Annotated in this window: 18 protein-coding genes; 14 read left to right on the forward strand and 4 right to left on the reverse strand. The window is 61.1% G+C overall.

Annotated features, from left to right (window positions below):
• Positions 1-109 precede the first annotated feature (109 nt).
• The 9 genes from dnaB to GDV60_RS03505 all read left to right on the forward strand — a co-directional run bounded on the left by dnaB (position 110) and on the right by GDV60_RS03505 (position 14,089).
• Positions 110-1,507 carry a replicative DNA helicase gene (gene dnaB, locus GDV60_RS03465; protein ID WP_017138451.1) on the forward strand — a complete coding sequence of 466 codons (1,398 nt, stop codon included), beginning with the start codon at positions 110-112 and terminating at the stop codon, positions 1,505-1,507.
• Between the two features lie 218 nt (positions 1,508-1,725).
• The gene (locus GDV60_RS03470) at positions 1,726-4,029 is read left to right on the forward strand and encodes a YgiQ family radical SAM protein (protein ID WP_029300547.1); all 2,304 of its coding nucleotides are present in this window, start codon (positions 1,726-1,728) and stop codon (positions 4,027-4,029) included.
• 249 nt (positions 4,030-4,278) lie between these two features.
• Positions 4,279-5,196: an NAD synthetase gene (locus tag GDV60_RS03475; protein ID WP_159906299.1), complete on the forward strand. Its 918-nt coding sequence runs from the start codon at positions 4,279-4,281 to the stop codon at positions 5,194-5,196.
• Positions 5,196-5,639 carry a hypothetical protein gene (locus GDV60_RS03480; RefSeq protein ID WP_159906301.1) on the forward strand — a complete coding sequence of 148 codons (444 nt, stop codon included), beginning with the start codon at positions 5,196-5,198 and terminating at the stop codon, positions 5,637-5,639. Before GDV60_RS03475 ends, GDV60_RS03480 begins: the two co-directional genes overlap by 1 nt.
• A gap of 137 nt (positions 5,640-5,776) precedes the next feature.
• Positions 5,777-6,697: an NAD synthetase gene (locus GDV60_RS03485; RefSeq protein WP_159906303.1), complete on the forward strand. Its 921-nt coding sequence runs from the start codon at positions 5,777-5,779 to the stop codon at positions 6,695-6,697.
• Positions 6,694-7,143: a hypothetical protein gene (locus tag GDV60_RS03490; RefSeq protein ID WP_159906305.1), complete on the forward strand. Its 450-nt coding sequence runs from the start codon at positions 6,694-6,696 to the stop codon at positions 7,141-7,143. Before GDV60_RS03485 ends, GDV60_RS03490 begins: the two co-directional genes overlap by 4 nt.
• A 187-nt stretch (positions 7,144-7,330) precedes the next feature.
• Positions 7,331-10,615 (forward strand): DUF2126 domain-containing protein, encoded by a 3,285-nt coding sequence (locus GDV60_RS03495; protein WP_159906307.1) that lies wholly within the window; start codon positions 7,331-7,333, stop codon positions 10,613-10,615.
• A 97-nt stretch (positions 10,616-10,712) separates the two neighbouring features.
• Positions 10,713-13,199, forward strand: coding sequence for a circularly permuted type 2 ATP-grasp protein (locus GDV60_RS03500; protein ID WP_133713913.1), 2,487 nt, complete (start codon positions 10,713-10,715; stop codon positions 13,197-13,199).
• Complete coding sequence (locus GDV60_RS03505) at positions 13,199-14,089, forward strand: transglutaminase family protein (RefSeq protein WP_029300524.1); 891 nt, start codon at positions 13,199-13,201, stop codon at positions 14,087-14,089. The genes GDV60_RS03500 and GDV60_RS03505 overlap by 1 nt, the downstream gene beginning before the upstream one ends.
• A 155-nt stretch (positions 14,090-14,244) precedes the next feature.
• Here the strand turns inward: GDV60_RS03505 and GDV60_RS03510 are convergent, their stop codons facing one another.
• Complete coding sequence (locus GDV60_RS03510) at positions 14,245-14,433, reverse strand: hypothetical protein (RefSeq protein ID WP_070996421.1); 189 nt, start codon at positions 14,431-14,433, stop codon at positions 14,245-14,247.
• A gap of 382 nt (positions 14,434-14,815) precedes the next feature.
• Here GDV60_RS03510 and azu point away from each other — a divergent pair, with 382 nt between their 5' ends.
• Positions 14,816-15,262, forward strand: coding sequence for an azurin (gene azu / locus GDV60_RS03515; protein ID WP_154907262.1), 447 nt, complete (start codon positions 14,816-14,818; stop codon positions 15,260-15,262).
• Positions 15,263-15,395: 133 nt separating this feature from the next.
• Here the strand turns inward: azu and nadE are convergent, their stop codons facing one another.
• The 3 genes from nadE to GDV60_RS03530 form a co-directional block, all read right to left on the reverse strand.
• Entirely contained in the window at positions 15,396-16,223 is an 828-nt protein-coding gene (gene nadE, locus GDV60_RS03520; RefSeq protein ID WP_029300518.1) for an ammonia-dependent NAD(+) synthetase, read from the reverse strand.
• 3 nt (positions 16,224-16,226) lie between these two features.
• Positions 16,227-17,441, reverse strand: a complete 1,215-nt coding sequence (gene pncB / locus GDV60_RS03525; protein WP_029300515.1) for a nicotinate phosphoribosyltransferase — start codon at positions 17,439-17,441, stop codon at positions 16,227-16,229.
• Positions 17,442-17,589: 148 nt separating this feature from the next.
• Complete coding sequence (locus GDV60_RS03530) at positions 17,590-18,480, reverse strand: LysR family transcriptional regulator (protein ID WP_104911475.1); 891 nt, start codon at positions 18,478-18,480, stop codon at positions 17,590-17,592.
• Between the two features lie 149 nt (positions 18,481-18,629).
• On the opposite strand from GDV60_RS03530, the gene GDV60_RS03535 reads away from it, so the two are divergent.
• The 4 genes from GDV60_RS03535 to GDV60_RS03550 all read left to right on the forward strand — a co-directional run bounded on the left by GDV60_RS03535 (position 18,630) and on the right by GDV60_RS03550 (position 24,216).
• Positions 18,630-20,120 carry an aldehyde dehydrogenase family protein gene (locus GDV60_RS03535; RefSeq protein WP_159906309.1) on the forward strand — a complete coding sequence of 497 codons (1,491 nt, stop codon included), beginning with the start codon at positions 18,630-18,632 and terminating at the stop codon, positions 20,118-20,120.
• 149 nt (positions 20,121-20,269) lie between these two features.
• Positions 20,270-21,553: an FAD-binding oxidoreductase gene (locus tag GDV60_RS03540; protein ID WP_092233090.1), complete on the forward strand. Its 1,284-nt coding sequence runs from the start codon at positions 20,270-20,272 to the stop codon at positions 21,551-21,553.
• Between the two features lie 389 nt (positions 21,554-21,942).
• The gene (locus GDV60_RS03545) at positions 21,943-23,079 is read left to right on the forward strand and encodes a branched-chain amino acid ABC transporter substrate-binding protein (RefSeq protein WP_159906311.1); all 1,137 of its coding nucleotides are present in this window, start codon (positions 21,943-21,945) and stop codon (positions 23,077-23,079) included.
• Between the two features lie 222 nt (positions 23,080-23,301).
• Entirely contained in the window at positions 23,302-24,216 is a 915-nt protein-coding gene (locus GDV60_RS03550; RefSeq protein WP_029300506.1) for a branched-chain amino acid ABC transporter permease, read from the forward strand.

The following is a 24,216-nucleotide window of genomic DNA, read 5'->3' on the forward strand; positions in this document are numbered from 1 at the left end:
AAGCACCTAACTGACTGGCACCTCGCGTGTCAGCCAGTTAACATCGGGCACGATCCTGTTTACAGGTCGTGCCTTTTGTTTTTCTACACACCCCTAATTCCAAGTGGCCATGAACGATATTTCAGCTCCTGAGCAATACGATCTGCAAACCGCTGCCCTGAAGGTGCCGCCGCATTCCATCGAGGCCGAACAGGCCGTGCTCGGTGGCTTGATGCTGGACAACAACGCCTGGGAACGCGTGCTCGATCAAGTCTCGGACGGTGACTTCTATCGCCATGACCACCGCCTGATCTTCCGCGCCATTGCCAAGCTGGCCGACCAGAACTCACCGATCGACGTGGTGACCCTGGCCGAGCAACTGGACAAGGAAGGCCAGACTTCACAAGTTGGCGGCCTCGGTTACCTAGGCGAGCTGGCGAAAAACACGCCATCCGTCGCCAACATCAAGGCCTACGCCCAAATCGTGCGCGAGCGGGCAACCCTGCGCCAGTTGATCGGCATCAGCACCGAAATCGCCGACAGCGCCTTCAACCCCGAAGGCCGCACTGCCGCCGAGATCCTCGACGAAGCCGAACGGCAGATCTTCCAGATCGCCGAAGCCCGCCCGAAAACCGGCGGCCCGGTCAGCGTCAACGACCTGTTGACCAAGGCTATCGACCGTATCGACACCTTGTTCAACACCGACAACGCCATCACCGGTATCTCCACCGGCTACACCGACCTCGACGAGAAGACCAGCGGCCTGCAGCCGTCCGACCTGATCATCGTCGCCGGCCGTCCATCCATGGGTAAGACCACCTTTGCGATGAACCTGGTGGAAAACGCCGTGTTGCGCAGCGACAAGGCCGTACTGGTGTACTCCCTGGAGATGCCAGGCGAATCGCTGATCATGCGTATGCTTTCCTCGCTGGGTCGGATCGACCAGACCAAGGTGCGCGCCGGTCGCCTGGAAGACGACGATTGGCCGCGCCTGACCTCGGCGGTCAATCTGCTAAATGACCGCAAGCTGTTCATCGACGACACCGCCGGTATCAGCCCCTCCGAGATGCGTGCGCGTACCCGGCGCCTGGTGCGTGAGCACGGCGATATCGCCCTGATCATGATCGACTACCTGCAGTTGATGCAGATCCCTGGCTCCAGCGGTGATAACCGTACCAACGAGATTTCCGAAATCTCCCGGTCCCTCAAAGCCCTGGCCAAGGAATTCAACTGCCCGGTGGTGGCCCTGTCCCAGCTCAACCGTTCCTTGGAACAACGCCCGAACAAGCGCCCGGTGAACTCCGACTTGCGGGAATCCGGAGCGATCGAGCAGGATGCCGACGTGATCATGTTCGTGTACCGCGACGAGGTGTATCACCCCGAGACGGAGCACAAGGGCATTGCCGAAATCATCATCGGCAAGCAGCGTAACGGGCCGATCGGCTTTATCCGCCTGGCCTTCATCGGCAAATACACGCGCTTCGAAAACCTGGCGCCGGGCAGTTATAACTTCGACGACGACGAATAAGCGCCCTCCAATGTGGGAGCGGGCTTGCTCGCGAAGGCGGTGTGTCAGTCAATATATCGACTGACTGATCCGCCGCTTTCGCGAGCAAGCCCGCTCCCACATTGCAAAGCATTCACAATTCAGGGCACTCCACAATTCCGACCATTACCGTCGGAATTGGTCAAAATTTGTGCTATATTCCGCGCCCGCGATTTTTCATCTCAACACCGGTCACCGTCATGCAAACAGCCAAGCCGTTATTTGACTATCCCAAGTACTGGGCCGAATGTTTCGGTCCAGCGCCATTCCTGCCCATGAGCAGGGAGGAGATGGATCAGCTCGGCTGGGATTCATGCGACATCATCATCGTCACCGGTGATGCCTACGTTGACCATCCGTCGTTCGGCATGGCAATCATCGGCCGGCTGCTGGAGTCCCAGGGCTTTCGCGTCGGGATCATTGCCCAGCCCAACTGGCAGTCCAAAGACGATTTCATGAAGCTCGGCGAGCCGAACCTGTTCTTCGGCGTCGCGGCCGGCAACATGGACTCGATGATCAACCGCTACACCGCCGACAAGAAAATCCGTTCCGACGACGCCTACACCCCTGGCGGCATGGCCGGCAAACGCCCGGACCGCGCGAGCCTGGTGTACAGCCAGCGCTGCAAGGAAGCCTACAAGAACGTGCCGATCGTACTCGGCGGTATCGAGGCCTCCCTGCGTCGCATCGCCCACTACGACTACTGGCAGGACCGGGTGCGTAACTCGATCCTGATCGATGCCACCGCCGACATCCTGCTGTACGGCAACGCCGAGCGGGCCATCGTCGAAGTTGCCCAGCGCCTGTCGTGGGGCCACAAGATCGAAGACATCACCGATGTGCGCGGCACCGCGTTCATTCGCCGTGACACGCCAGCCGGCTGGTACGAAGTGGACTCCACCCGTATCGACCGCCCGGGCAAGGTCGACAAGATCATCAACCCGTACGTGAATACCCAGGACACCCAGGCCTGCGCCATCGAGCAGGAAAAGGGGCCGGTTGAAGATCCGGAAGAAGCCAAGGTCGTACAGATCCTGGCCAGCCCGCGCATGACCCGCGACAAGACCGTGATCCGCCTGCCTTCCGTAGAGAAAGTGCGTGGCGACGCGGTGCTGTATGCCCACGCCAACCGCGTGTTGCACCTGGAAACCAACCCAGGCAACGCCCGCGCCCTGGTGCAGAAGCATGGCGAAGTAGACGTGTGGTTCAACCCGCCGCCCATTCCCATGACCACCGAAGAAATGGACTACGTGTTTGGCATGCCTTACGCACGTGTCCCGCATCCTGTGTACGGCAAGGAGAAGATCCCGGCCTACGACATGATCCGCTTCTCGGTGAACATCATGCGTGGCTGCTTCGGCGGCTGCACCTTCTGCTCGATCACCGAGCACGAAGGCCGGATCATCCAGAACCGTTCCGAAGAGTCGATCATTCGCGAGATCGAAGAGATCCGCGATAAGGTCCCGGGCTTTACCGGGGTGATTTCCGACCTCGGCGGCCCTACCGCGAACATGTACCGCATCGCCTGCAAGAGCCCGGAAATCGAATCCGCGTGCCGCAAGCCATCGTGCGTGTTCCCCGGCATCTGCCCGAACCTGAACACCGACCACTCCTCCTTGATCCAGCTGTACCGCAGCGCCCGTGCATTGCCGGGTGTGAAGAAGATTTTGATCGCTTCCGGCCTGCGCTACGACCTGGCTGTCGAGTCGCCGGAGTACGTCAAGGAACTGGTGACCCACCACGTCGGTGGTTACCTGAAGATCGCCCCGGAACACACCGAGGAAGGTCCGCTCAACCAGATGATGAAACCGGGCATCGGCAGCTATGACAAGTTCAAGCGCATGTTCGAGAAGTACACCAAGGAAGCGGGCAAGGAACAGTACCTGATCCCGTATTTCATCGCGGCCCACCCGGGCACCACCGATGAAGACATGATGAACCTGGCCCTGTGGCTCAAGGGCAATGGCTTCCGCGCCGACCAGGTGCAGGCGTTCTACCCCTCGCCAATGGCCACCGCCACCGCGATGTACCACTCGGGCAAGAACCCGCTGCGCAAGGTCACCTACAAGAGCGACGCGGTGACCATCGTCAAGAGCGAAGACCAGCGCCGCCTGCACAAGGCGTTCTTGCGCTACCACGACCCGAAGGGCTGGCCGATGCTGCGTGAAGCATTGACCCGCATGGGCCGCGCCGACTTGATCGGGTCGGGCAAGGACCAGTTGATCCCGCTGCACCAGCCGTCCACCGACAGCTACCAGAGTGCCCGTCGCAAGAACTCGACGCCGGTGGGCAGCCATAAGGTCGCCAAGGAAACCACCACCAGGATTCTCACCCAGCACACCGGCCTGCCACCTCGCGGCAGCGACGGCAGCAACCCGTGGGACAAGCGCGAACAAGCCAAGGCCGCGGCCCAGGCACGTAACAAGCAGGCGGCCAAGGAGCGCGCTGATGCGGCGAAGGGCAAGGGCGGCAAGCCTGCGCGCAAGCCGGTCGTACCGCGTTGATCGCAGCCTGAACATGCAAAACGCCAGCCTCGTGCTGGCGTTTTGCTTTCTAGCGGGTCGGGAACCTGTTTGTTAAGGTGGCGCCCGTTAAGCTGCCATACCTGTAGGAGCGAGCTTGCTCGCGAAAAACGTCAACGATAACGCGAGCTGCCTGGACAAACGCGGCGCTTGTGAATTTTTCGCGAGCAAGCTCGCTCCTACAGAAATGAGGCCTCTGCGGTCACTCGAACCCTCCAAGGAAGAACACCCATGAGCAACCCCCTGCTCAACATCGGCATGGACTCCAACCGCTCCCAGTTCATGGCGCGCCAGCGCATCGAAAGCCAGATCAACCTCCCACGCCTGTTCGCCGCCATCGACGCCGACCCCGGCATCGTCGGCGCGGGGGTGGTGTACATCGACGCTGACTTCAATGTCATTACCCTGCGCGAGTTCAAGCCGATCTGCAGCATCAAGCCCAAGCGCATCATTTTGCGTGAGGCGCAGAGGTACATTTCGCCGGCGCAGTTTGCCAATCAGGTGGCTAACAACCCGCGTGAGTCCCGGTTGGTGGGCGAAGCAGTCAATACGACCCTGTCTTGTGCGGGCGCAATCCTCGGTTGGATTGTGGTGTTCAGCGGTACAGTCGCCGTGCCTTTCACTGGTGGCGCGAGCCTGGTGGTGGCGGGCATCGGTGCGACGGCTGCAGCGGCCAGTACTGCGCAATGTGTCGTCGGGGGTGTGAGAACTATCAACGAACTCAATGACCCGGCAGCCAACGACGATATGGATAGCGAGGACTGGTATCACTATGCAATGCCGGTATTGGACGCCGCTTCACTGCTGGGGGCCGGCGCCTCTACTCTGACGACTCTTCGGCTGCTGCAGGCTAGAAAGGTGACCACTGGCAGAAGTTGGTACGAGTTGTCCAAGGGGTTGTCCCGCCAGCAACGCAAGGCGCTCACCAAAGAGTTGCTGAGCCTGAAAGATCCAAGACTGAGCAATAAACTCTTGAAACTGCGCCAGCGCTCCGGTCAGCTGGCCAAGCGCTATTCAGCGAGCGAGATCAATCACGCTACTGTGACGCAGATCAGAGACTCCCTCGGGGCAGCCGTTGGTCTTACCGGGAGCGCTATATCAGGCAACATTAGAACGATTGCAGTTGGCCTCTATGAGGAGGTTGAGTGATGGATCGTCCGAGTTCATTGAGAGCTTTTTTAGCGCAATATTTTCCAGCGTTTATATGCGCATTCTTCCTTGCCTGCTTCTCTCTTTCCGCCGCTATTTCATTGGCTTCAAGTACATTTTTTCGCAGTGACCCAGAGCGGGCGCGTTACTCTTTTCTGGCGGCAGTTTTCTTGGGCTTGCTCTTGGCGTTCAGCCATTTCGTCATGATCAGAGGGCGAGAGTGGGGGGCTTGGGTCATCGCTGCCTTCTACGTTGTATGTTTGCTGGTCGTGTTGCCAACCTATAGCTATCGGCCACATATGGCAGCGTATGTAATAGGGCTGCTGTTTCCGTTGGCGGGGTTGCTGTTGCTCAATAGTCAGCGTCATCGGGCAATGCGACAGAAACTCGTCGAGCTGCGCCATCTGCGCCAGGCTGCGACTGCAAAGTACAAAAAATGGTGAATGTGTGGATTTACTAGCCTTGCCTCAATGTGAGCTGCCTGGACAAACGCGGCGCTTGTGAATTTTTCGCGAGCAAGCTCGCTCCTACAGAAACGAGGCCTCTGCGGTCACTCGAACCCTTCAAGGAAGAACACCCCATGAGCAACCCCCTGCTCAACATCGGCATGGACTCCAACCGCTCCCAGTTCATGGCGCGCCAGCGCATCGAAATCCAGATCAACCTCCCACGCCTGTTCGCCGCCATCGACGCCGACCCCGGCATCGTCGGCGCGGGGGTGGTGTATATCGACGCTGACTTCAATGTCATTACCCTGCGCGAGTTCAAGCCGATCTGCAGCATCAAGCCCAAGCGCATCATTTTGCGTGAGGCGCAAAAGTACGTTTCGCCGGCGCAGTTTGCCCAGCAGGTGCAGGACAATCCGCGGGAGTCGCGTCTGGTCGGCGAAGCGATCAACACCACTTTGTCCTGCGCCGGTGCTGTGATCGGCTGGGTCGTAGTATTGAGTGGTACCGTTGCTATTCCGTTTTCGGCGGGAGCCAGTACCGTGGTCGCGGCGCTTGGTTACACCGCTGCGGCTGCCAGCTCTGTCCAGTGTTTTGCCAGTGGATATCGCACTGTCAATGAGATCAGAAACCCCGCACGCAACGATCAACTCGATAGCGAGGAGTGGTATCAGTACACCATGATCGTGTTGGATGCTGCGTCGCTGGTTGGGGTTGGAGCATCGGCACTGACAACGGTCAAGCTGGTGAGGCTGAACAGGGTGACAACCGGCAAGAGTGTGAGAGAGGTGCTCAAGGGCCTGAGTCGGCAGGAGCGAGCCAAACTGACCAAGGAACTATTGAGTATCAACGACCCTCGCTTGACATCGAAGATGATTAAGTTGAAGCAGTTGTCGGGTGAACTACCCAAGCGTTTCGCGCCTACCGAAGTCAAGCATGCAACAGTCACGCAAATTAAGGATGCCTTGGGTGCTGCGGTCGGTTTTACCGGCAGTGCGATTTCGGGGAATGTTCGGACTGTTGCTGTAGGCCTATACGAAGAGATCGAGCAATGAATGAGTTTCCCAGCATTCGTAGTTTTCTTTCGCAGTATTTCCCGGTTTTTATGGGGGGGATATTCGCGTCCATTTTTACGTTGGTATTTGCAGTTCCGTTGTTTTTCGACAGCTATTTTCAGGACCTTCCCATTGAGGACAATGCAAAGTATTCGTTCCTGGGTGGCATCGCGCTCACCTTGGTGGTGGTGCACTGCAATTTCATGATTGCTCGCGGACGTGCGCAATGGGTGCGGCCGCTGGCGGTGCTTCTGGGGTTGTGCCTCCTAAGTGTGTTGCCCGCCATCAGTGATCAGCAGCATCCGTTGATCTATAGCTTGAGCTTATTGTTCCCATTGCTGGGCTTGCTGCTGCTCAACAGCAAGCGCCATCGCGAAATGCGCCAGCGGCTGCTTGAAATACGCCACCTGCGCCAAGCCGCAATCGCAACGCGCAAAAAGCGTTGATTGGGTAGATTCACCACTGCGCCCCGCACTTGCGCCACAAATATGTGCAACCCTCGCACCACGGCGTTCACTCTCGCGCCGTTTTGGTGCTGTACTGCACCGGGTCCCTCGATAAAGCGTAATGACCGCCGCTCTGGCATAAGTCTTGCGCGCTTTGTTTCCATGCCCTGGCTCGCAGGAGGCCGCCGTGTCGATTCATGTCGCGTTGCACCATGTTACGCATTACCGTTACGACCGTGCGGTGGAGCTTGGCCCGCAGATTGTGCGCCTGCGCCCGGCGGCCCATAGCCGCACGCGGATCCTGTCCTATGCGCTGAAGGTGCTGCCCGAGCAGCACTTCATCAATTGGCAGCAAGACCCCCAGGGCAATTACCTGGCGCGCCTGGTGTTCCCGGAAAAAACCGATGAGCTGCGCATCGAAGTCGACCTGGTCGCTGAGATGGCGGTGTTCAACCCGTTCGACTTTTTCCTTGAGCCCTACGCCGAAAAAATCCCTTTCAGCTACGCCGCCGATGAGCAGCGCGAGCTGGCGCCTTACCTGGAAACCCTGCCGCTGACGCCAAAATTTGCCGCGTACCTGGCCGCTATCGACCGTACGCCGCTGCCGGCCGTGGATTTCCTGGTCGGTCTCAACCAGCGCCTGGCGGCGGATATCGGCTACCTGATCCGCATGGAGCCGGGCGTGCAAACCCCGGAATTCACCCTGGAAAACGCCTCCGGCTCGTGTCGCGATTCGGCCTGGCTGCTGGTGCAATTGCTGCGCAACCTGGGCTTGGCGGCGCGATTTGTCTCCGGTTACCTGATCCAGCTCACCGCCGACGTCAAGGCCCTCGACGGCCCGTCTGGCACCGAGGTGGACTTCACCGACCTGCACGCCTGGTGCGAGGTGTATTTGCCCGGCGCCGGCTGGATTGGCCTGGATGCCACCTCCGGGCTGTTCGCCGGTGAAGGCCATATTCCGCTGGCCTGTAGTCCCGATCCATCGTCCGCCGCCCCGATCAGTGGGCTGGTGGAGCCGTGCGAGTGCGAATTTACCCACGAAATGTCCGTGGAGCGCATCTGGGAAGCCCCCCGGGTGACCAAGCCCTACACCGAAGAACAATGGCTGGCGATCCAGGCCCTGGGCCGGCAGATCGATGGCGACCTGCTCAAGGACGATGTGCGCCTGACCATGGGCGGCGAGCCGACGTTTGTTTCCATCGACGACCCCGACGGTGCCGAATGGAACACCGCCGCCCTCGGCCCGGACAAGCGCCGCCTGTCTGCCGAGTTGTTCCAGCGCATGCGCAAGCACTACGCGCCCAAGGGCCTGGTGCACTTCGGCCAGGGCAAGTGGTACCCCGGCGAGCAACTGCCGCGTTGGTCGCTCAATTGCCATTGGCGCCGCGATGGCGTGCCGGTCTGGCACAACGACGCGTTGATTGCCGACGAGCAGCAAGACTACGGCGCCGATGACGTGATGGCCGGGCGCTTCCTGGCGAGCATTGCCGAGCGCCTGAAACTCCCCGCGCGCTATGTATTCCCGGCCTTCGAGGACAATTTTTACTACCTGTGGCGCGAAGGTGCCTTGCCGCAGAACGTCAGCGCCGAGGATTCACGCCTGGAGGATGGGCTGGAGCGCGAACGCCTGCGCAAGGTGTTCAGCCAGGGCCTGGATAAAGTCATCGGCCATGTACTGCCCCTGGCGCGCACGGCGGCCAATGATCGCTGGCAGAGTGGCCGGTGGTACCTGCGCGACAGCCATTGCCGGCTGGTACCGGGTGATTCGCCGCTGGGCTATCGCTTGCCCCTGGCCTCACAGCCGTGGGTGACGGCGGCAGACTACCCCTTTGTGCATCCGACCGACCCCAATCAGGACCTGCCGGAGCTGCCCTTCACCGCGCCAGCGCCTGGCGAGCCCGCCCCCATCGACGAGCGTGTGCCCAAGGTCGACGAGTCCGCTGACTGGCTGACCCGCACCGCTTTGTGTGCCGAAGCGCGCGGGGGGCGGCTCTACCTGTTCATGCCGCCCCTGGAGCGGGTCGAGGACTACCTGGAGCTGGTGGCCGCCATCGAGGCCACCGCCCATGAACTGCATTGCCCGGTGCTGCTGGAAGGCTACGAGCCGCCGAGCGATCCACGCCTGAGCAACTTCCGCGTCACGCCCGACCCAGGCGTGATCGAAGTCAACGTGCAGCCATCGACGACCTGGGATGAATTGGTGGAGCGCACCGAGTTCCTCTATGAGGAAGCCCGGCAAACTCGCCTGACCACCGAAAAATTCATGATCGACGGGCGCCACACTGGCACAGGCGGCGGAAACCACTTCGTGCTGGGCGGCGCCACGCCCAAGGATTCGCCGTTCCTGCGCCGCCCGGACCTGCTGCGCAGCCTGATCAGCTACTGGCACAACCACCCGTCCTTGTCGTACCTGTTTTCCGGGCTGTTTATCGGTCCTACCTCACAGGCGCCACGGGTGGATGAGGCGCGCAACGATGCGTTGTATGAACTGGAAATCGCCTTCGCGCAGATGCCCGCGCCAGGCGAGGAATGCCCGCCGTGGCTGGTGGACCGCTTACTGCGCAACCTGCTGATCGACGTGACCGGCAACACCCATCGCGCCGAGTTTTGCATCGACAAGCTCTACTCCCCCGACGGCGCCACCGGCCGCCTGGGTTTGCTGGAGCTGCGCGCCTTTGAGATGCCGCCCCACGCACGCATGAGCCTGACCCAGCAGTTGCTGTTGCGAGCCCTGGTGGCGCGCTTCTGGCGTGAGCCCTACGCGCCGCCAAAGCTGGCGCGCTGGGGCACGGAGCTGCACGACCGGTTCCTGCTGCCGCACTTTATCGAGCAGGATTTTGCCGACGTGATCGTCGAACTCAACGCGGCCGGTTATCCGCTGCGTGCCGAATGGTTTGCCGCACACCTGGAGTTCCGTTTTCCCAAGGTGGGCGACTATGCCGTCAGCGGTATCGAGCTGGAACTGCGCCAGGCCCTGGAGCCCTGGCATGTACTGGGCGAAGAGGGCGCAGCGGGCGGTACGGTGCGCTATGTGGATTCATCCCTTGAGCGTTTGCAGGTGAAACTCAGCGGCTTGCCACCCCAGCGCTATGTGCTGACCTGCAACGGCGTGGCCGTGCCGCTGCACGCCACCGGCCGGGTGGGCGAGTTCGTCGCGGGCGTACGTTATCGCGCCTGGCAACCGGCCAACTGCCTGCAGCCGACCATTGCGGTGCACGCACCCTTGGTATTCGATCTGCTCGATACGTGGATGCAGCGCTCCCTGGGCGGTTGCCAGTACCACGTGGCCCATCCGGGCGGGCGCAATTACGACAGCCTGCCGGTCAATGCCAATGAAGCGGAGAGCCGGCGCATGGCGCGGTTTTTCCGCTTGGGGCATAGCCCCGGGAAGTTGCCGATACCACCGGTGGTGATCAACGATGAACTGCCTATGACCCTGGACCTACGGCGTATTCCCCATAAAAATGACTAAACACAAACCTAAGGTAGGAGCCGGCAAGCCCGCTCCTACAGTAGATTTGCAGTGTTTGTGAGTTAATCTGCCTTCCCTTGCCCCTGCCGAGCGTTCCATGTCCGACTTGCTCGACCGTTACCCGCTGACTGCGGGCACTTATCACGAACTGCTGGACGACAGCGGCGCGGTGCGCGCCCATTGGCAGCGCCTGCTCGACCATCTGCAGCGCAGCACCCCGGCGCAGTTGGCCCAGCGCCAGGCGCTACTGACCCGCCAGATCCAGGAAAACGGCGTGACCTATAACGTCTACGCCGACCCCAAGGGCGCCGACCGCCCCTGGGAGCTGGACTTGCTACCCCACGTATTGGCTGCGGATGAATGGGCGCATTTGGCGGCGGGTATCGCCCAGCGTGCGCGGCTGCTCAACGCGGTACTGGCCGACCTGTATGGCCCGCAACGCCTGATTGCCGAAGGCTTGCTGCCGGCTGAGCTGGTGTTTGGCCATAACAACTTCCTGTGGCCGTGCCAGGGCATCCAGCCGCCCGATGGGGTGTTCCTGCACCTGTATGCGGTGGACCTTGCGCGCACCCCGGATGGCCGTTGGTGGGTCACGGCGGACCGTACCCAGGCGCCGTCCGGCGCCGGTTATGCCCTGGAAAACCGCACCATCGTCTCCCGCGCGTTCCCGGATTTGTATCGCGACTTGCAGGTGCAGCACCTCACCGGGTTCTTCCGCACCCTGCAGGAAACCCTGGCCCGCCAGGCGCCCGGCGATGACCAGCCGCCGCTGATCGTGCTGCTGACCCCGGGGCGCTTCAATGAAAGCTATTTCGAACACCTGTACCTGGCCCGTCAGCTTGGCTACCCATTGGTAGAAGGCGGCGACCTGACCGTGCGCGACAGCACCGTGTACCTCAAGACCCTCAGTGGTCTGCGCCGTGTGCACGCAATCATGCGGCGCTTGGACGATGATTTCTGCGACCCCCTGGAACTGCGCACCGACTCGGCCCTGGGCGTGCCCGGCCTGCTGGACGCGGTACGCCAGGGCAATGTGCTGGTGGCCAACGCCCTAGGCGCCGGCGTGCTGGAATCGCCCGGGCTGCTGGGGTTCCTGCCCAAGATCAATCAGTTTCTGTTTGGCGAAGAACTGATCCTGCCGTCCATCGCCACCTGGTGGTGCGGCGAAGCGCCGGTGCTGGCCGAAGCCCTGGAAAAACTGCCGGAACTGCTGATCAAGCCGGCGTTCCCTTCGCAAAGTTTTGCCCCGGTGTTTGGCCGCGACCTGAACGATGAGCAACGCCAGGCCCTGGCCGAGCGCATGCAGGCGCGACCCTACGCCTATGTGGCCCAGGAGTTGGCCCAACTGTCCCAGGCGCCGGTCTGGCACACCGTGGATGACCATCTGCAACATCGCGCCATCGGCATGCGCGTGTACGCAGTGGCCGGTGAGGATGGCTACCGGGTGCTGCCGGGTGGCCTGACCCGCGTGGCAGCGCAGGCCGATGCCGAAGTGGTCTCGATGCAGCGTGGCGGGGCGAGCAAGGACACCTGGGTGCTGGGCGAGCGCGCGCCCGGTGGCGAGCAATGGCGCGCGCAGCGGGCGATCGGCACCCACGACCTGGTACGTCGCGACCCGTACCTGCCTTCGCGGGTCGTAGAAAACCTGTTCTGGTTCGGCCGTTACTGTGAGCGCTGTGATGACAGTGCACGCTGGCTGCGCATCGTCCTGGCGCGCTATGTCGACGGTGACGACCCCCTGGCCTTGCAGGCCGCCGTGGAACTGGGGGAAAGCCTGCGCCTGCTGCCGGAGGAGGGCGAGTTGCCCGAGCGCCTGCTGCAGGCCCTGCTCGGTGATGACTGGCCCTCGAGCCTGCGGGCCAACCTGCAGCGTCTGCAGTGGGCGGCGTCCCAGGTGCGCGGCAAGCTGTCCCGGGAGAACTGGCAGGCCCTGGTGGAGTTGCAGCGCGAAGCCATGGAGCTGGAACGCGAGACGCCGGATTTTGGTGAACTGCTGGACTTCCTCAATCGCCTGGTAATGTCCCTGGCGGCCTTGTCCGGCTTTGCCCTCGACGACATGACCCGCGACGAAGGCTGGCGCTTTTTGATGATGGGCCGGCGCATCGAGCGCCTGCAGTTTCTCAGCAGCAGCCTCGCGGCCTTCCTGCGCGGGGTAGCGGTGTTCGATCAGGCCGGGCTGGAGTGGTTGCTGGAACTGGGCAACAGCAGCATCACCTACCGTTCGCGCTACCTGGCGGTGCCGCAATTGATTCCGGTGCTGGACCTGTTGCTGCTGGATGAACAGAACCCCCATGCGGTGCTGTTCCAGCTCAAGCTGGTGAGCCGCACTTTGCGCCGGCTCAACGATGACTTCGGCGTACCCCGGGAGACCGGCCTGGCACCGCTGGTGGAGCGCCTGGCGCGCTTTGACCTGGGTTGCCTGGAGAACCCGTTGTTTGGCGACGCCAGCGTGCGTGCGGCCCTCGATGGCCTGGCGGACCTGTTGCAGGCTGTCGCCGATGAGAGCGGGCAAGTTTCTGATCGCCTGGCCCTGCGCCATTTTGCCCACGTGGATGATGTCAGCCAGCAAACGGTGTCTGTGTAATGAGCGCGCGCTATCAGATTTTCCACGACACCCATTATCACTACGACAGCCCGGTGTCCCTGGCCCAGCAACTGGCGCACCTGTGGCCGCGCCCCTGTGCCTGGCAGCGCTGCACCTCGCACCAGTTGCAGATCAGCCCCGAGCCGACCGCGCGCCGCGATGAGCTGGACGTGTTTGGCAACCCCATCACCCGGCTGGCGTTCGAGCGGCCCCATGACGAATTGCTGGTCAACGCCGGCTTGACCGTCGAAGTGCTGGCCCGGCCGGTACTGGACTTCAGCCAGTCACCACCCTGGGACCAGACCCGCAACAGCCTGAGCTACAGCGGCCAGCCGTTGTCGGCAGAGGCAATCGAGGCGTGCCGCTATCGTTTCGAATCGCCCTACGTGCATTTGAAGAAAAACTTTGTCGAGTTCTCCGAGAGCTGCTTTGCGCCCGGTCGCCCGCTGTTGTTGGGGGTGCAGGCGTTGATGGAGAAGATTTTCAGCGAGTTCACCTTCGATGCCGAAGCCACCCAGGTCGCCACGCCGCTGGTGGAGGTGCTGGAGCGTCGACGGGGGGTGTGCCAGGACTTTGCCCACCTGATGCTCGCCTGCCTGCGCTCACGGGGCCTGGCGGCACGTTACATCAGTGGCTACCTGCTGACCCAGCCACCGCCCGGCCAGCCACGGCTGATCGGCGCCGATGCGTCGCACGCGTGGGTATCGGTGTTTTGCCCGCGGTCGGGCTGGGTGGATTTTGACCCGACGAACAATGTGCAGCCGGCACTGGAGCACATCACCCTGGCCTGGGGCCGGGATTTTTCAGATGTCTCGCCGTTGCGCGGGGTGATTCTGGGAGGGGGGAGCCATGACCCGGAAGTGCGGGTAACGGTGATGCCGCTGGAATAACCGATGGTTCCCGTGTTGTGGCGAGCGGGCTTGTCGGAACGCCGCATCGCCCGCGTTGGGGCGCGAAGCAGCCCCAGAAATGGGACTGCTGCGCAGTCCAACGCGGGGCGAGCCCGCTCGCCACATACAGGTCAGGTATTCATTGAGGCGGGTGTTCAGGCCTCAGGTGCAGGGTCTTTCGGGGTTTCAGTGTCATCAGCAGCCACTTCACCTTCGGCATCCGGGTTCAGTGCGCCTGCTTCTTCGTCAGCTGCAGCTTTCTTGCGTTGCAGCTTTTCCTCTTTCTTCTGTTCCTTGGCCAAGTCTCTCTGACGTTTGGCGAAGGAGTAATTAGGTTTTGCCATGGGCGATCCTCTGGGGTCGAAGGTGAGGTTGAGCGGCGGCTATTCTGCCTTTAAACGCGCCCCAAGGGTTAATCGGGTTTCAGAATCGCCTCTACCGATTAAACGTTAGTCGACATTAACCGTTTCGTAAGTACCGCTGGCGCCACAGGCGTAAGTGGCAAGCAAGCTGCGCAACAGGCTGTTGAGGTGCATGGCTCGGACTCCAGGAAGTAAAGATGGGCCGATCATAGGTCGTGTGCGGCACTTTGGCCGGTTGATTCTGTCGATCAGTCTGATAGCCTAAAGTTGTATACAATCTGTTGATTCAGATCATTGGAACATTTGCCTGCCTCAGGCACCCTTGTCGCACATGCGTTTTTTAAACCCTGCCTTGGAGATTCACATGTTTGCCAAAATCGTTGCTGTTTCCCTGCTGACGCTGGCTAGCGGCCAGTTGCTTGCTGCAGAGTGCAAGGTCACTGTCGACTCCACTGACCAAATGTCCTTCGACACCAAGGCCATTGAAATCGACAAGAGCTGCAAGACATTCACCGTTGATCTGAAACACTCCGGCAACCTGCCGAAGAACGTCATGGGCCATAACTGGGTGCTGACCACTGAGGCTGATATGCAGCCGGTTGCAACCGAAGGCATGGCCGCCGGTATCGACAAGAACTACCTGAAAGAAGGCGATACCCGCATCATCGCCCATACCAAGATCATCGGCGCTGGTGAAACCGACTCGGTGACCTTCGATGTGTCCAAGCTCAAGGCTGACGGCAAATACATGTTCTTCTGCTCGTTCCCAGGCCACATCGCGATGATGAAAGGCACTGTGACCCTGAAGTAAGGCTCAAGACCGCGTTATCGTTCATCGCAGGCAAGCCAGCTCCGACATTTTGATTTGTGAATACATTCAAATGTGGGAGCGGGCTTGCCCGCGATAGCGGTCTGACAATCAATACGCAACTATCAGGCTCACCTCACGGCGCAAACGGCATCACCCGCTTGTGCTCAGTCTTGCGATAGGTCTCGCAGATAATCCTGAACGCCTCTTCACGCACCGGTTGGCCGTGCAGGAATGCATCGATCTCGGTATAGGTCACGCCATGGGACGCTTCATCCGGCTTGCCCGGTGACAGGTCTTCCAGGTCGGCGGTCGGGATCTTCTCCACCAGCGACTCAGGCGCACCAAAGTGCCGGGCAATCGCCCGTACCTGGTTTTTCACCAGCCCGCTCAACGGTGCCAGGTCGCAGGCGCCATCGCCGAACTTGGTGAAAAAACCCATTACCGCTTCCGCCGCATGGTCGGTACCGATCACCAGGCCGCTCGCCGCGCCGGCGATGGTGTATTGCGCGACCATGCGCATCCGCGCCTTGGTATTGCCCAGCACAAAGTCACGGGACACCGCCGCCTTGCCTTCGAAGGCCGCCACTTCATTGGCCAGGGCCTTGACCGCCGCGCCGATATTCACCGTGTGGCGCTCGTCGGGGTTGATAAAGTCGACGCTGGCCTGGGCATCGTGTTCGTCGAACTGAGTCTCGTAAGGCAGGCGCACCGCGATAAAACGGTAAGCGTCATCGCCTTTGAGGGCGCGCAGCTCTTTCATCGCGCGTTGGGCCAAGAGGCCGGCGGTCAGGGAGTCGACACCGCCGCTGATGCCGAGCACCAGGGTCTTGAGCCCCGAATTGAGCAGGCAGTCCTGGATAAAGGTGATCCGCCGGGCCACTTCTGCTTCAAGGGCGGCGTGGTCCTGGAACGGTGGTTGGACCTTGAGCTGTTGGGCAATCTCACGCTGTACGGCTTGCATGATTCACTCCTCGCTAGAGATGGCAGGTACTTTGAAAACGTGGCGCAAATAGGCGACGAAGTTCGGATCCGTGCAGTGGGTCTTGCCCGCTTCATCGGAAATCTTCGCCACGGGCTGGCCATTGCAGGCGGTCATTTTAAGCACGATGCTCATCGGTTCCACACCTGGAATGTCACAGGTCAGGTTGGTACCGATGCCAAAGCTGACATTGATCCGTCCACGCAGCGCGCGGAAAATCTCCAGGGCCTTGGGCAGCGTCAGGCTGTCGGAGAACACCAGGGTCTTGCTCATCGGCTCGATGCCCAGCTTATGGTAATGGGCGATGGCTTTTTCGGCCCACTGCACAGGGTCGCCAGAGTCGTGGCGCAGGCCGTCGAACAGCTTGGCGAAGTACAGATCGAAATCGCTGAGGAAGGCATCGGTGGTGATGCAATCGGTCAGGGCGATACCCAGCAGGCCACGGTACTCGCGAACCCAGCAATCGAGTGCGGCGATCTGGCTGTCGATCAGCCGCGGGCCCAGTTGCTGGTGGGCCATGATCCACTCATGGGCCATGGTGCCCAGGGGTTTCATGTCCAGCTCGCGGGCCAGGTGTACGTTGCTGGTGCCGACGAAACGGCCGGGGAAGTCGTGCTTGAGCACATTCACCACTTCCTCCTGCACGCGGTAGGAGAAGCGCCGGCGCGTGCCGAAGTCCGCGACCTGCAACTCGGCCAGCTCGTCGCTGCTGGCGTTGGCGCTCAGCCAGTCGAACTTGCGATACAACTGCTCGCGCGCCTGCTCCAGGATGATGGTCTGGTAGCGATAGCGGTTGCGCACTTCGCTGACGATGGCCAGCAGTGGCACTTCAAACAGGATCACGTGCAGCCACGGGCCGCGCAGGCGGATAAACAACTCGCCGTTCTCGATGCCGGTCTGCACGTAGCGCAGGTTGAAGCGGAACAGGCCGAGGAAGCGCAGGAAGTCCGGCTTCATGAAGCTGATGCGTTCCAGAAAGCCCAGTTGATCCGGGCTCAGGCTCAACTCGGCCAGGCGCTCGATCTGGTAACGGATTTCTGCCAGATACGGGCGCAGGTCTTCGCTGTTACGGCAACGGAATTCCCATTCAACTTCCACATTGGGGTAGTTGTGCAGCACCGCCTGCATCATGGTCAGCTTGTAGAAGTCGGTGTCGAGCAGGTTCTGCACGATGCGATCGGCAAACACACTCTCGCTCATAACGGGAATCTCCAGACAAGAATGGCGCTAGTGGCGCATAGACCTGTGTTGTTTTGCCAGAGGTTTTTTTGTCGTGGCCTCTGGCGTCATCGCAGGCAAGCCAGCTCCCACAGGAGAATGCATTCCAAATGTGGGAGCATTCCAGGGGCTAAACAACCTGCTCCATCATCCACTTCACAAAATCCCGCACCTTGGGCACCTCCGCCGAATGCTCTGGATACGCCAGGTAGTACGCATCCTGGCTGGGCATTGCATGTTGCCAGGGGATCACCAACTTGCCGTCTGCCAGCTCTTCTTCCACCAGGAACCGTGGCAGAAGCGCCACGCCACAGCCCACCTGGGCGGCGCGGATGCACATATAGAAGGTGTCAAAGCGCGGCCCGTGGTAGCTGTGCTCGGTCTGGTAGCCCAGGCTGGCGAACCAGTCGTGCCAGCCCTGGGGGCGCGAGGCGTTTTGCAGCAGCACCAGTTCGCTCAGTTGCGTGGGGTCACGTAACGGCTGGGCCGGCAGGCTCTCGGGAGCGCACACCGGCACCAACTCTTCGCCGAACAACTTGAGGCTCTCGGTGCCCGGTCGCGAGCCTGCGCCGAAGTAAAACGCCAAGTCGGCCTTGCCTTGCAGCAACTCGTCCGGGGTCTGCTCGTTGCACAGGTCCAGGTGAATCTGCGGGTGGCGCAGGCGCCAGCCCTTGAGGCGCGGCACCAGCCAGCGGGCGCCGAAGGTGTAGGGCGTGGACACGCGCAGTACTTCGGTCTCGCCGCCGTAGGAACGCAGGTAGTGGGTCGACATCTCCACCTGGCTCAAGATCTTTCGTACTTCCACCAGGTACAGATCGCCCGCTGGCGTCATTTGCAAGCGGCGGCGCACCCGGCGAAACAACAGGTGTTGCAGCAACTCTTCCAGCTGCGCCACCTGCTTGCTGACCGCGCTCTGTGTAAGGTTCAGTTCCTCGGCGGCGCGGGTGAAGCTCAGGTGGCGGGTCACGGCCTCGAAGCACTGCAGGGCGGTGATCGAGGGTAAATGTCTTTTATTGAGCACGGCCTGCCTCTTTTTTGTTTTGGCATGAATAAACGGAATGATATCTCGCCTAAAGGTCGTTTGTTGGCAAGTCCTGGGCCAGCTACAAATAAGCGCTGATCGTCGTGTTGGTCGCGGCGCAATTTTTGTGTGGATTGAAGGAGTGACCCATGGTTGCCGCATTGCTTGATCGTCTCGGCGTAGACCCGGCGTTGTACCAGGCCGGTAAACAGCCTGTGCATTCACCCATCGATGGCAGCCGCATCGCCAGTGTGCACTGGGAAGGGGCCGCCGAGGTCGAACAGCAGGTCAGTCGCGCCGAGCATGCATTCGACGCCTGGCGCAAGGTACCGGCACCCCGTCGCGGTGAGCTGGTGCGCCAGTTCGGCGACCTGCTGCGCGAGTACAAGGCCGACCTGGGCGAGTTGGTGTCTTGGGAAGCCGGCAAAATCACCCAGGAAGGCCTGGGGGAAGTGCAGGAAATGATCGACATCTGCGACTTCGCTGTGGGTCTGTCGCGCCAGTTGTACGGGTTGACCATCGCCTCCGAGCGCCCTGGCCACCATATGCGGGAAACCTGGCACCCGCTGGGCGTGGTCGGCGTGATCAGCGCCTTCAACTTCCCGGTGGCGGTGTGGGCATGGAACACTGCGCTGGCGCTGATGTGCGGCAACGCGGTGATCTGGAAGCCTTCGGAAAAGACCCCGCTCACCGCCCTGGCCTGCCAGGCGCTGTTCGAGCGGGTGGCGAAAAACTTCAGCGATGCACCGCCGTACCTCTGCCAGGTGGTCATTGGCGGGCGCGACGCCGGCGCCGCCCTGGTGGACGACCCACGTGTGGCGCTGATCAGCGCCACCGGCAGCACGCGCATGGGCCGCGAAGTGGCGCCCAAGGTCGCCGCGCGGTTTGCCCGCAGCATTCTTGAACTGGGCGGCAACAACGCGATGATCCTCGGCCCCAGCGCCGACCTGGACATGGCCGTGCGCGCCATCCTGTTCAGCGCGGTGGGTACCGCCGGCCAGCGTTGCACCAGCCTGCGCCGGTTGATCGCCCATGAGTCGGTCAAGGAAGAAATCGTCACGCGCCTCAAGGCCGCCTATTCCAAGGTGCGCATCGGCCACCCGCTGCAAGGCAACCTGGTCGGCCCGCTGATCGACAAACATAGCTTTGAAAACATGCAGGACGCGTTGGAGCAGGCCCTGAGCGAAGGTGGCAAGGTGTTTGGCGGCAAGCGCCAGTTGCAGGAGCAGTTCCCTGACGCGTACTACGTGTCGCCGGCCATTGTGGAAATGCCCGAGCAGAGCGATGTGGTGTGCAACGAAACGTTCGCGCCGATCCTGTATGTGGTCGGCTACAAGGACTTCAGCGAGGCGCTGCGCCTGAACAACGCTGTGCCACAGGGCTTGTCGTCGTGCATCTTTACCACCGATGTGCGCGAGGCCGAGCAGTTCATGTCGGCGATAGGCAGTGATTGCGGGATCGCCAACGTCAATATCGGCCCCAGCGGTGCGGAGATCGGCGGCGCGTTTGGCGGTGAAAAAGAAACCGGTGGCGGGCGTGAATCGGGTTCGGATGCGTGGCGCGGGTACATGCGTCGGCAGACCAATACCGTGAACTATTCGCTGGAATTGCCGCTGGCCCAGGGCATTACCTTCGACTGAGCCAGCCGAAATGCGGTCAATGTGGGAGTTGGCTTGCCTGCGATGGCGATGGCGAATCCAATACCGCTATCGCAGGCAAGCCAGCTCCCACAGTTGATCGGGTTTGCAGTTCAACAATTGTTTGTTAGGTCTCATCCCGGAGTCTGGCAATGCCATTACGCGAAGCGTGTTTGTGGGAACAACTGACCCCTGGCCGGCCAGATCGCGCCGCGCTCACGGGCGAGGTCAAGGTGGATGTGTGTGTGATTGGCGCCGGTATCACCGGTTTATCGGCGGCCATCCATCTGCTGGAGCAAGGCAAAAGTGTCTGCGTGCTGGAGGCCCATCGCACCGGCCATGGCGGTTCGGGGCGTAACGTGGGCCTGGTCAACGCCGGGATGTGGATCCCTCCGGACGACATCGAGGCCGGTTTCGGCACGGCGGTGGGCAGCCAGCTCAACCGCATGCTCGGTGCGGCGCCGTCCCTGGTGTTCAGCCTGATCGACAAGTACAGAATTGATTGCCAGCTGCGCCGCGAGGGCACATTGCACATGGCGCACAACGCCCGTGGCGAAGCCGACCTGCGCAGCCGCGAGGAACAATGGAAGCGCCGTGGCGCGCCGGTGGAGTTATTGACCGGTGCTGCGTGTGAGCAGGCCACCGGCACCAAGAAGATCGCTGCCGCCTTGCTCGACCGGCGCGCCGGCACCTTGAACCCGATGGCCTACACCAGTGGCCTGGCCAATGCGGCGGTGGGCCTGGGCGGGCAGCTGTTCGACCATTCCCCGGTGACGCAACTGGAGCGTCAGGGCCAGCACTGGTCTGTGCAAACTGCCCAGGGCGCGGTGCAGGCTGCACAAGTGGTGATCGCCTCCAATGCCTACACCGAAGGCGAGTGGACCGAGCTGCGGCGCAATTTTTTCCCTGGCTATTACTACCAGGTGGCTTCGGCGCCATTGAGTGATGACGCTGCGCAACAAATCCTGCCGGGCGGCCAGGGTTCCTGGGACACACGCCAAGTGCTGAGCAGCATCCGCCGCGATGCCGAGGGGCGTTTGTTGCTCGGCAGCCTGGGCAATGGCAACCAGAAACCTGTGTGGTTCCTCAAGGCCTGGGCTGACCGCGTGCAGCAGCACTACTTCCCGTTCCTCAAGGCGGTGGACTGGGAATACACCTGGACCGGCTGCATCGCCTTTACCCCAGACCATTTGATGCGGCTTTTCGAGCCAGCGCCCGGCTTGGTGGCGGTCACTGGCTACAACGGGCGTGGCGTGACCACAGGCAGCGTGGTCGGCAAGGCATTTGCCGACTATTTGTGCCACCAGGATCCCCAGGCCCTGCCGATTCCGTTTGCGCCGATGCAGCCGCTGGCCGGTGTAGGCCTGCGCAGTTGCCTGTACGAGGCGGGGTTTTCGCTGTACCACGCCGGCCAATGCCTGCGAATTGTCATCTGATCAGCGAAATACCCTTCAGAAGCCGGCATTTTCTTAGCCGGCTACTAATCTGTATTGGTGCGAGTCGTAGCAGTGACGCACTGTAAATGTGCACTTCCGTTACGCACATGGTTACAGATGCTCTAAGGCGCGCTTGATGGCTGGCTGACATCAGTTCATCGAGCGGGTTTTACCTTTTTTTCGCCTTGGTTGCACCTCTGTGATCTAGAGGGTTGCACGTCCCGCCAAAAAGGCACCGAAACACCTGTAATAACAATGACACCGTGTCTTTCTGAAATAAAAAAACGCAATGGCACGCTGCTTGCTCTCAGCTTTCCAGTGAAGGTTTCAAGTGAAAGTTTGAAGTGAAATTGCAGTGCCCATTCAACAAAAAACTCGGAGCACCACTCATGTCCCAGACGTTTTACAAGAAAGGTTTCCTGGCCCTCGCGGTAGCTGCCGCGCTGGGTGTTTCTACGTTTGTTCAAGCTGATGTGAAGATTGGCGTGGCGGGGCCGATGACCGGTGCCAACGCTGCCTTCGGTGAGCAGTACATGAAAGGTGCCCAGGCGGCAGCTGACGTTATCAACAAGGCCGGCGGGATCAACGGCGAGCAGATCAAGCTGGTGGCCGGTGACGATGCGTGCGAGCCCAAGCAGGCCGTGGCCGTGGCCAACCGCCTGGCTGACCAGGACAAAGTGATCGGCGTGGTCGGACACTTCTGCTCCTCGAACACCATTCCAGCCTCCGAGGTTTACGACGAAGCGGGCATCATCGCCATCACTCCAGGCTCCACCAACCCACAAGTCACCGAGCGTGGCCTGGGCGCCATGTTCCGTATGTGCGGGCGTGACGACCAGCAGGGCATCGTGGCCGGTGACTACATTGTCGACGTGCTCAAGGGCAAGAAAGTCGCCGTTATCAACGACAAGGACACCTACGGCAAAGGCCTGGCCGATGCCACCGCAGCCCAGTTGACCAAGCGCGGCGTCAAGCCGGTGATAGAGGAAGGCCTGACCCGTGGCGAGAAAGACTTCAGCGCCCTGGTCACCAAGATCCGCAGCAAGGGCGCCGACGTCGTGTACTTCGGCGGTCTGCACCCGGAAGCCGGCCCTCTGGTGCGCCAGATCCGTGAAGCGGGCCTCAAGGACGTCAAGTTCATGTCCGACGATGGTGTAGTGACCGATGAACTGGTGGCGACCGCCGGTGGTGCGCAGTACGTCGATGGCGTCTACATGACCTTCGGCGCCGACCCGCGCCTGCTGCCAGACAGCAAGGCGGTGGTGGAAGAGTTCCGCAAAAACGGCACCGAGCCTGAAGGCTACACCCTGTACGCCTACGCTTCGATCCAGGCCCTGGCGGCCGGTTTCAATGGTGCCAAGTCCAACAAGGGTGAAGACGCGGCCAAGTGGCTCAAGGCCAATCCGGTGCAAACCGTGATGGGCAAGAAAGAGTGGGATACCAAGGGCGACCTGAAGGTCTCCGACTACGTGGTGTACCAGTGGGACAAGGACGGCAAATACCACCAGTTGGAAAAGCAGAAGTAATCAACCAGCCACCACCGACCCCTTGTGGGAGCCGGGCTTGCCCGCGATGACGGACTGACAGCCAGCACCTGTGTTGAATGTGAAACCGCTATCGCCGGCAAGCCAGCTCCCACATTGGATCGAGGTTGCCCGGGCCATGGTGCCCGGCACCCAATCTGTCTTTTCCTCCAGAAGGGCCGCACACCTGATGGTGTGCAGGTTCTCACCGCGTGAGATTGCGTTATGGATGGTATTTTCCTGCAGCAACTGGTCAACGGCCTGACCCTCGGGTCGGTCTATGGCCTGATCGCCATCGGCTACACAATGGTCTATGGCATCATTGGCATGATCAACTTCGCCCACGGCGAGGTTTATATGATTTCCGCTTACCTCGCGGCGATCAGTCTGGCACTGCTGGCGTACTTTGGTCTTGAATCCTTCCCGCTGCTCATACTCGGCACCCTGATATTCACCGTCGTCGTCACCGGCGTCTACGGCTGGGTCATCGAGCGTGTCGCCTACAAACCGTTGCGCAACTCCACCCGCCTGGCCCCGCTGATCAGTGCCATCGGGATCTCGCTGATCCTGCAGAACTACGCGCAGATCGCCCAGGGCGCCAAGCAACAAGGCATTCCGACCCTGCTGGCCGGCGCCTGGCGCGTCGATATCGGCACCGGGTTCGTGCAGTTGACCTACACCAAGGTGTTTATCCTGGTCGCGGCCTTTGCCGGCATGGCGCTGCTGACCTACATCATCAAGTACACCAAGCTCGGCCGCATGTGCCGCGCGACGCAGCAAGACCGCAAGATGGCCTCGATCCTGGGGATCAACACCGACCGCGTGATCTCCTACGTGTTTGTCATCGGTGCGGCCATGGCGGCCCTGGCCGGTGTGCTGATCACCCTGAACTACGGCACGTTCGACTTCTATGCCGGCTTCATCATTGGCATCAAGGCATTTACCGCAGCGGTACTCGGCGGCATCGGCTCCCTGCCTGGGGCGATGCTGGGCGGGATCATCCTGGGGATTTCCGAGTCGCTGTTCTCGGGGTTGATCAACTCTGACTACAAAGACGTGTTCAGTTTCTCCCTGCTGGTGGTGATTCTGATTTTCCGTCCCCAGGGCCTGCTTGGTCGCCCACTCGTGGCGAAGGTGTAA

Origin of the sequence: Pseudomonas sp. DTU12.1 (assembly GCF_009873475.1) — a bacterium.
Taxonomy (GTDB): Bacteria; Pseudomonadota; Gammaproteobacteria; order Pseudomonadales; family Pseudomonadaceae; genus Aquipseudomonas; species Aquipseudomonas proteolytica.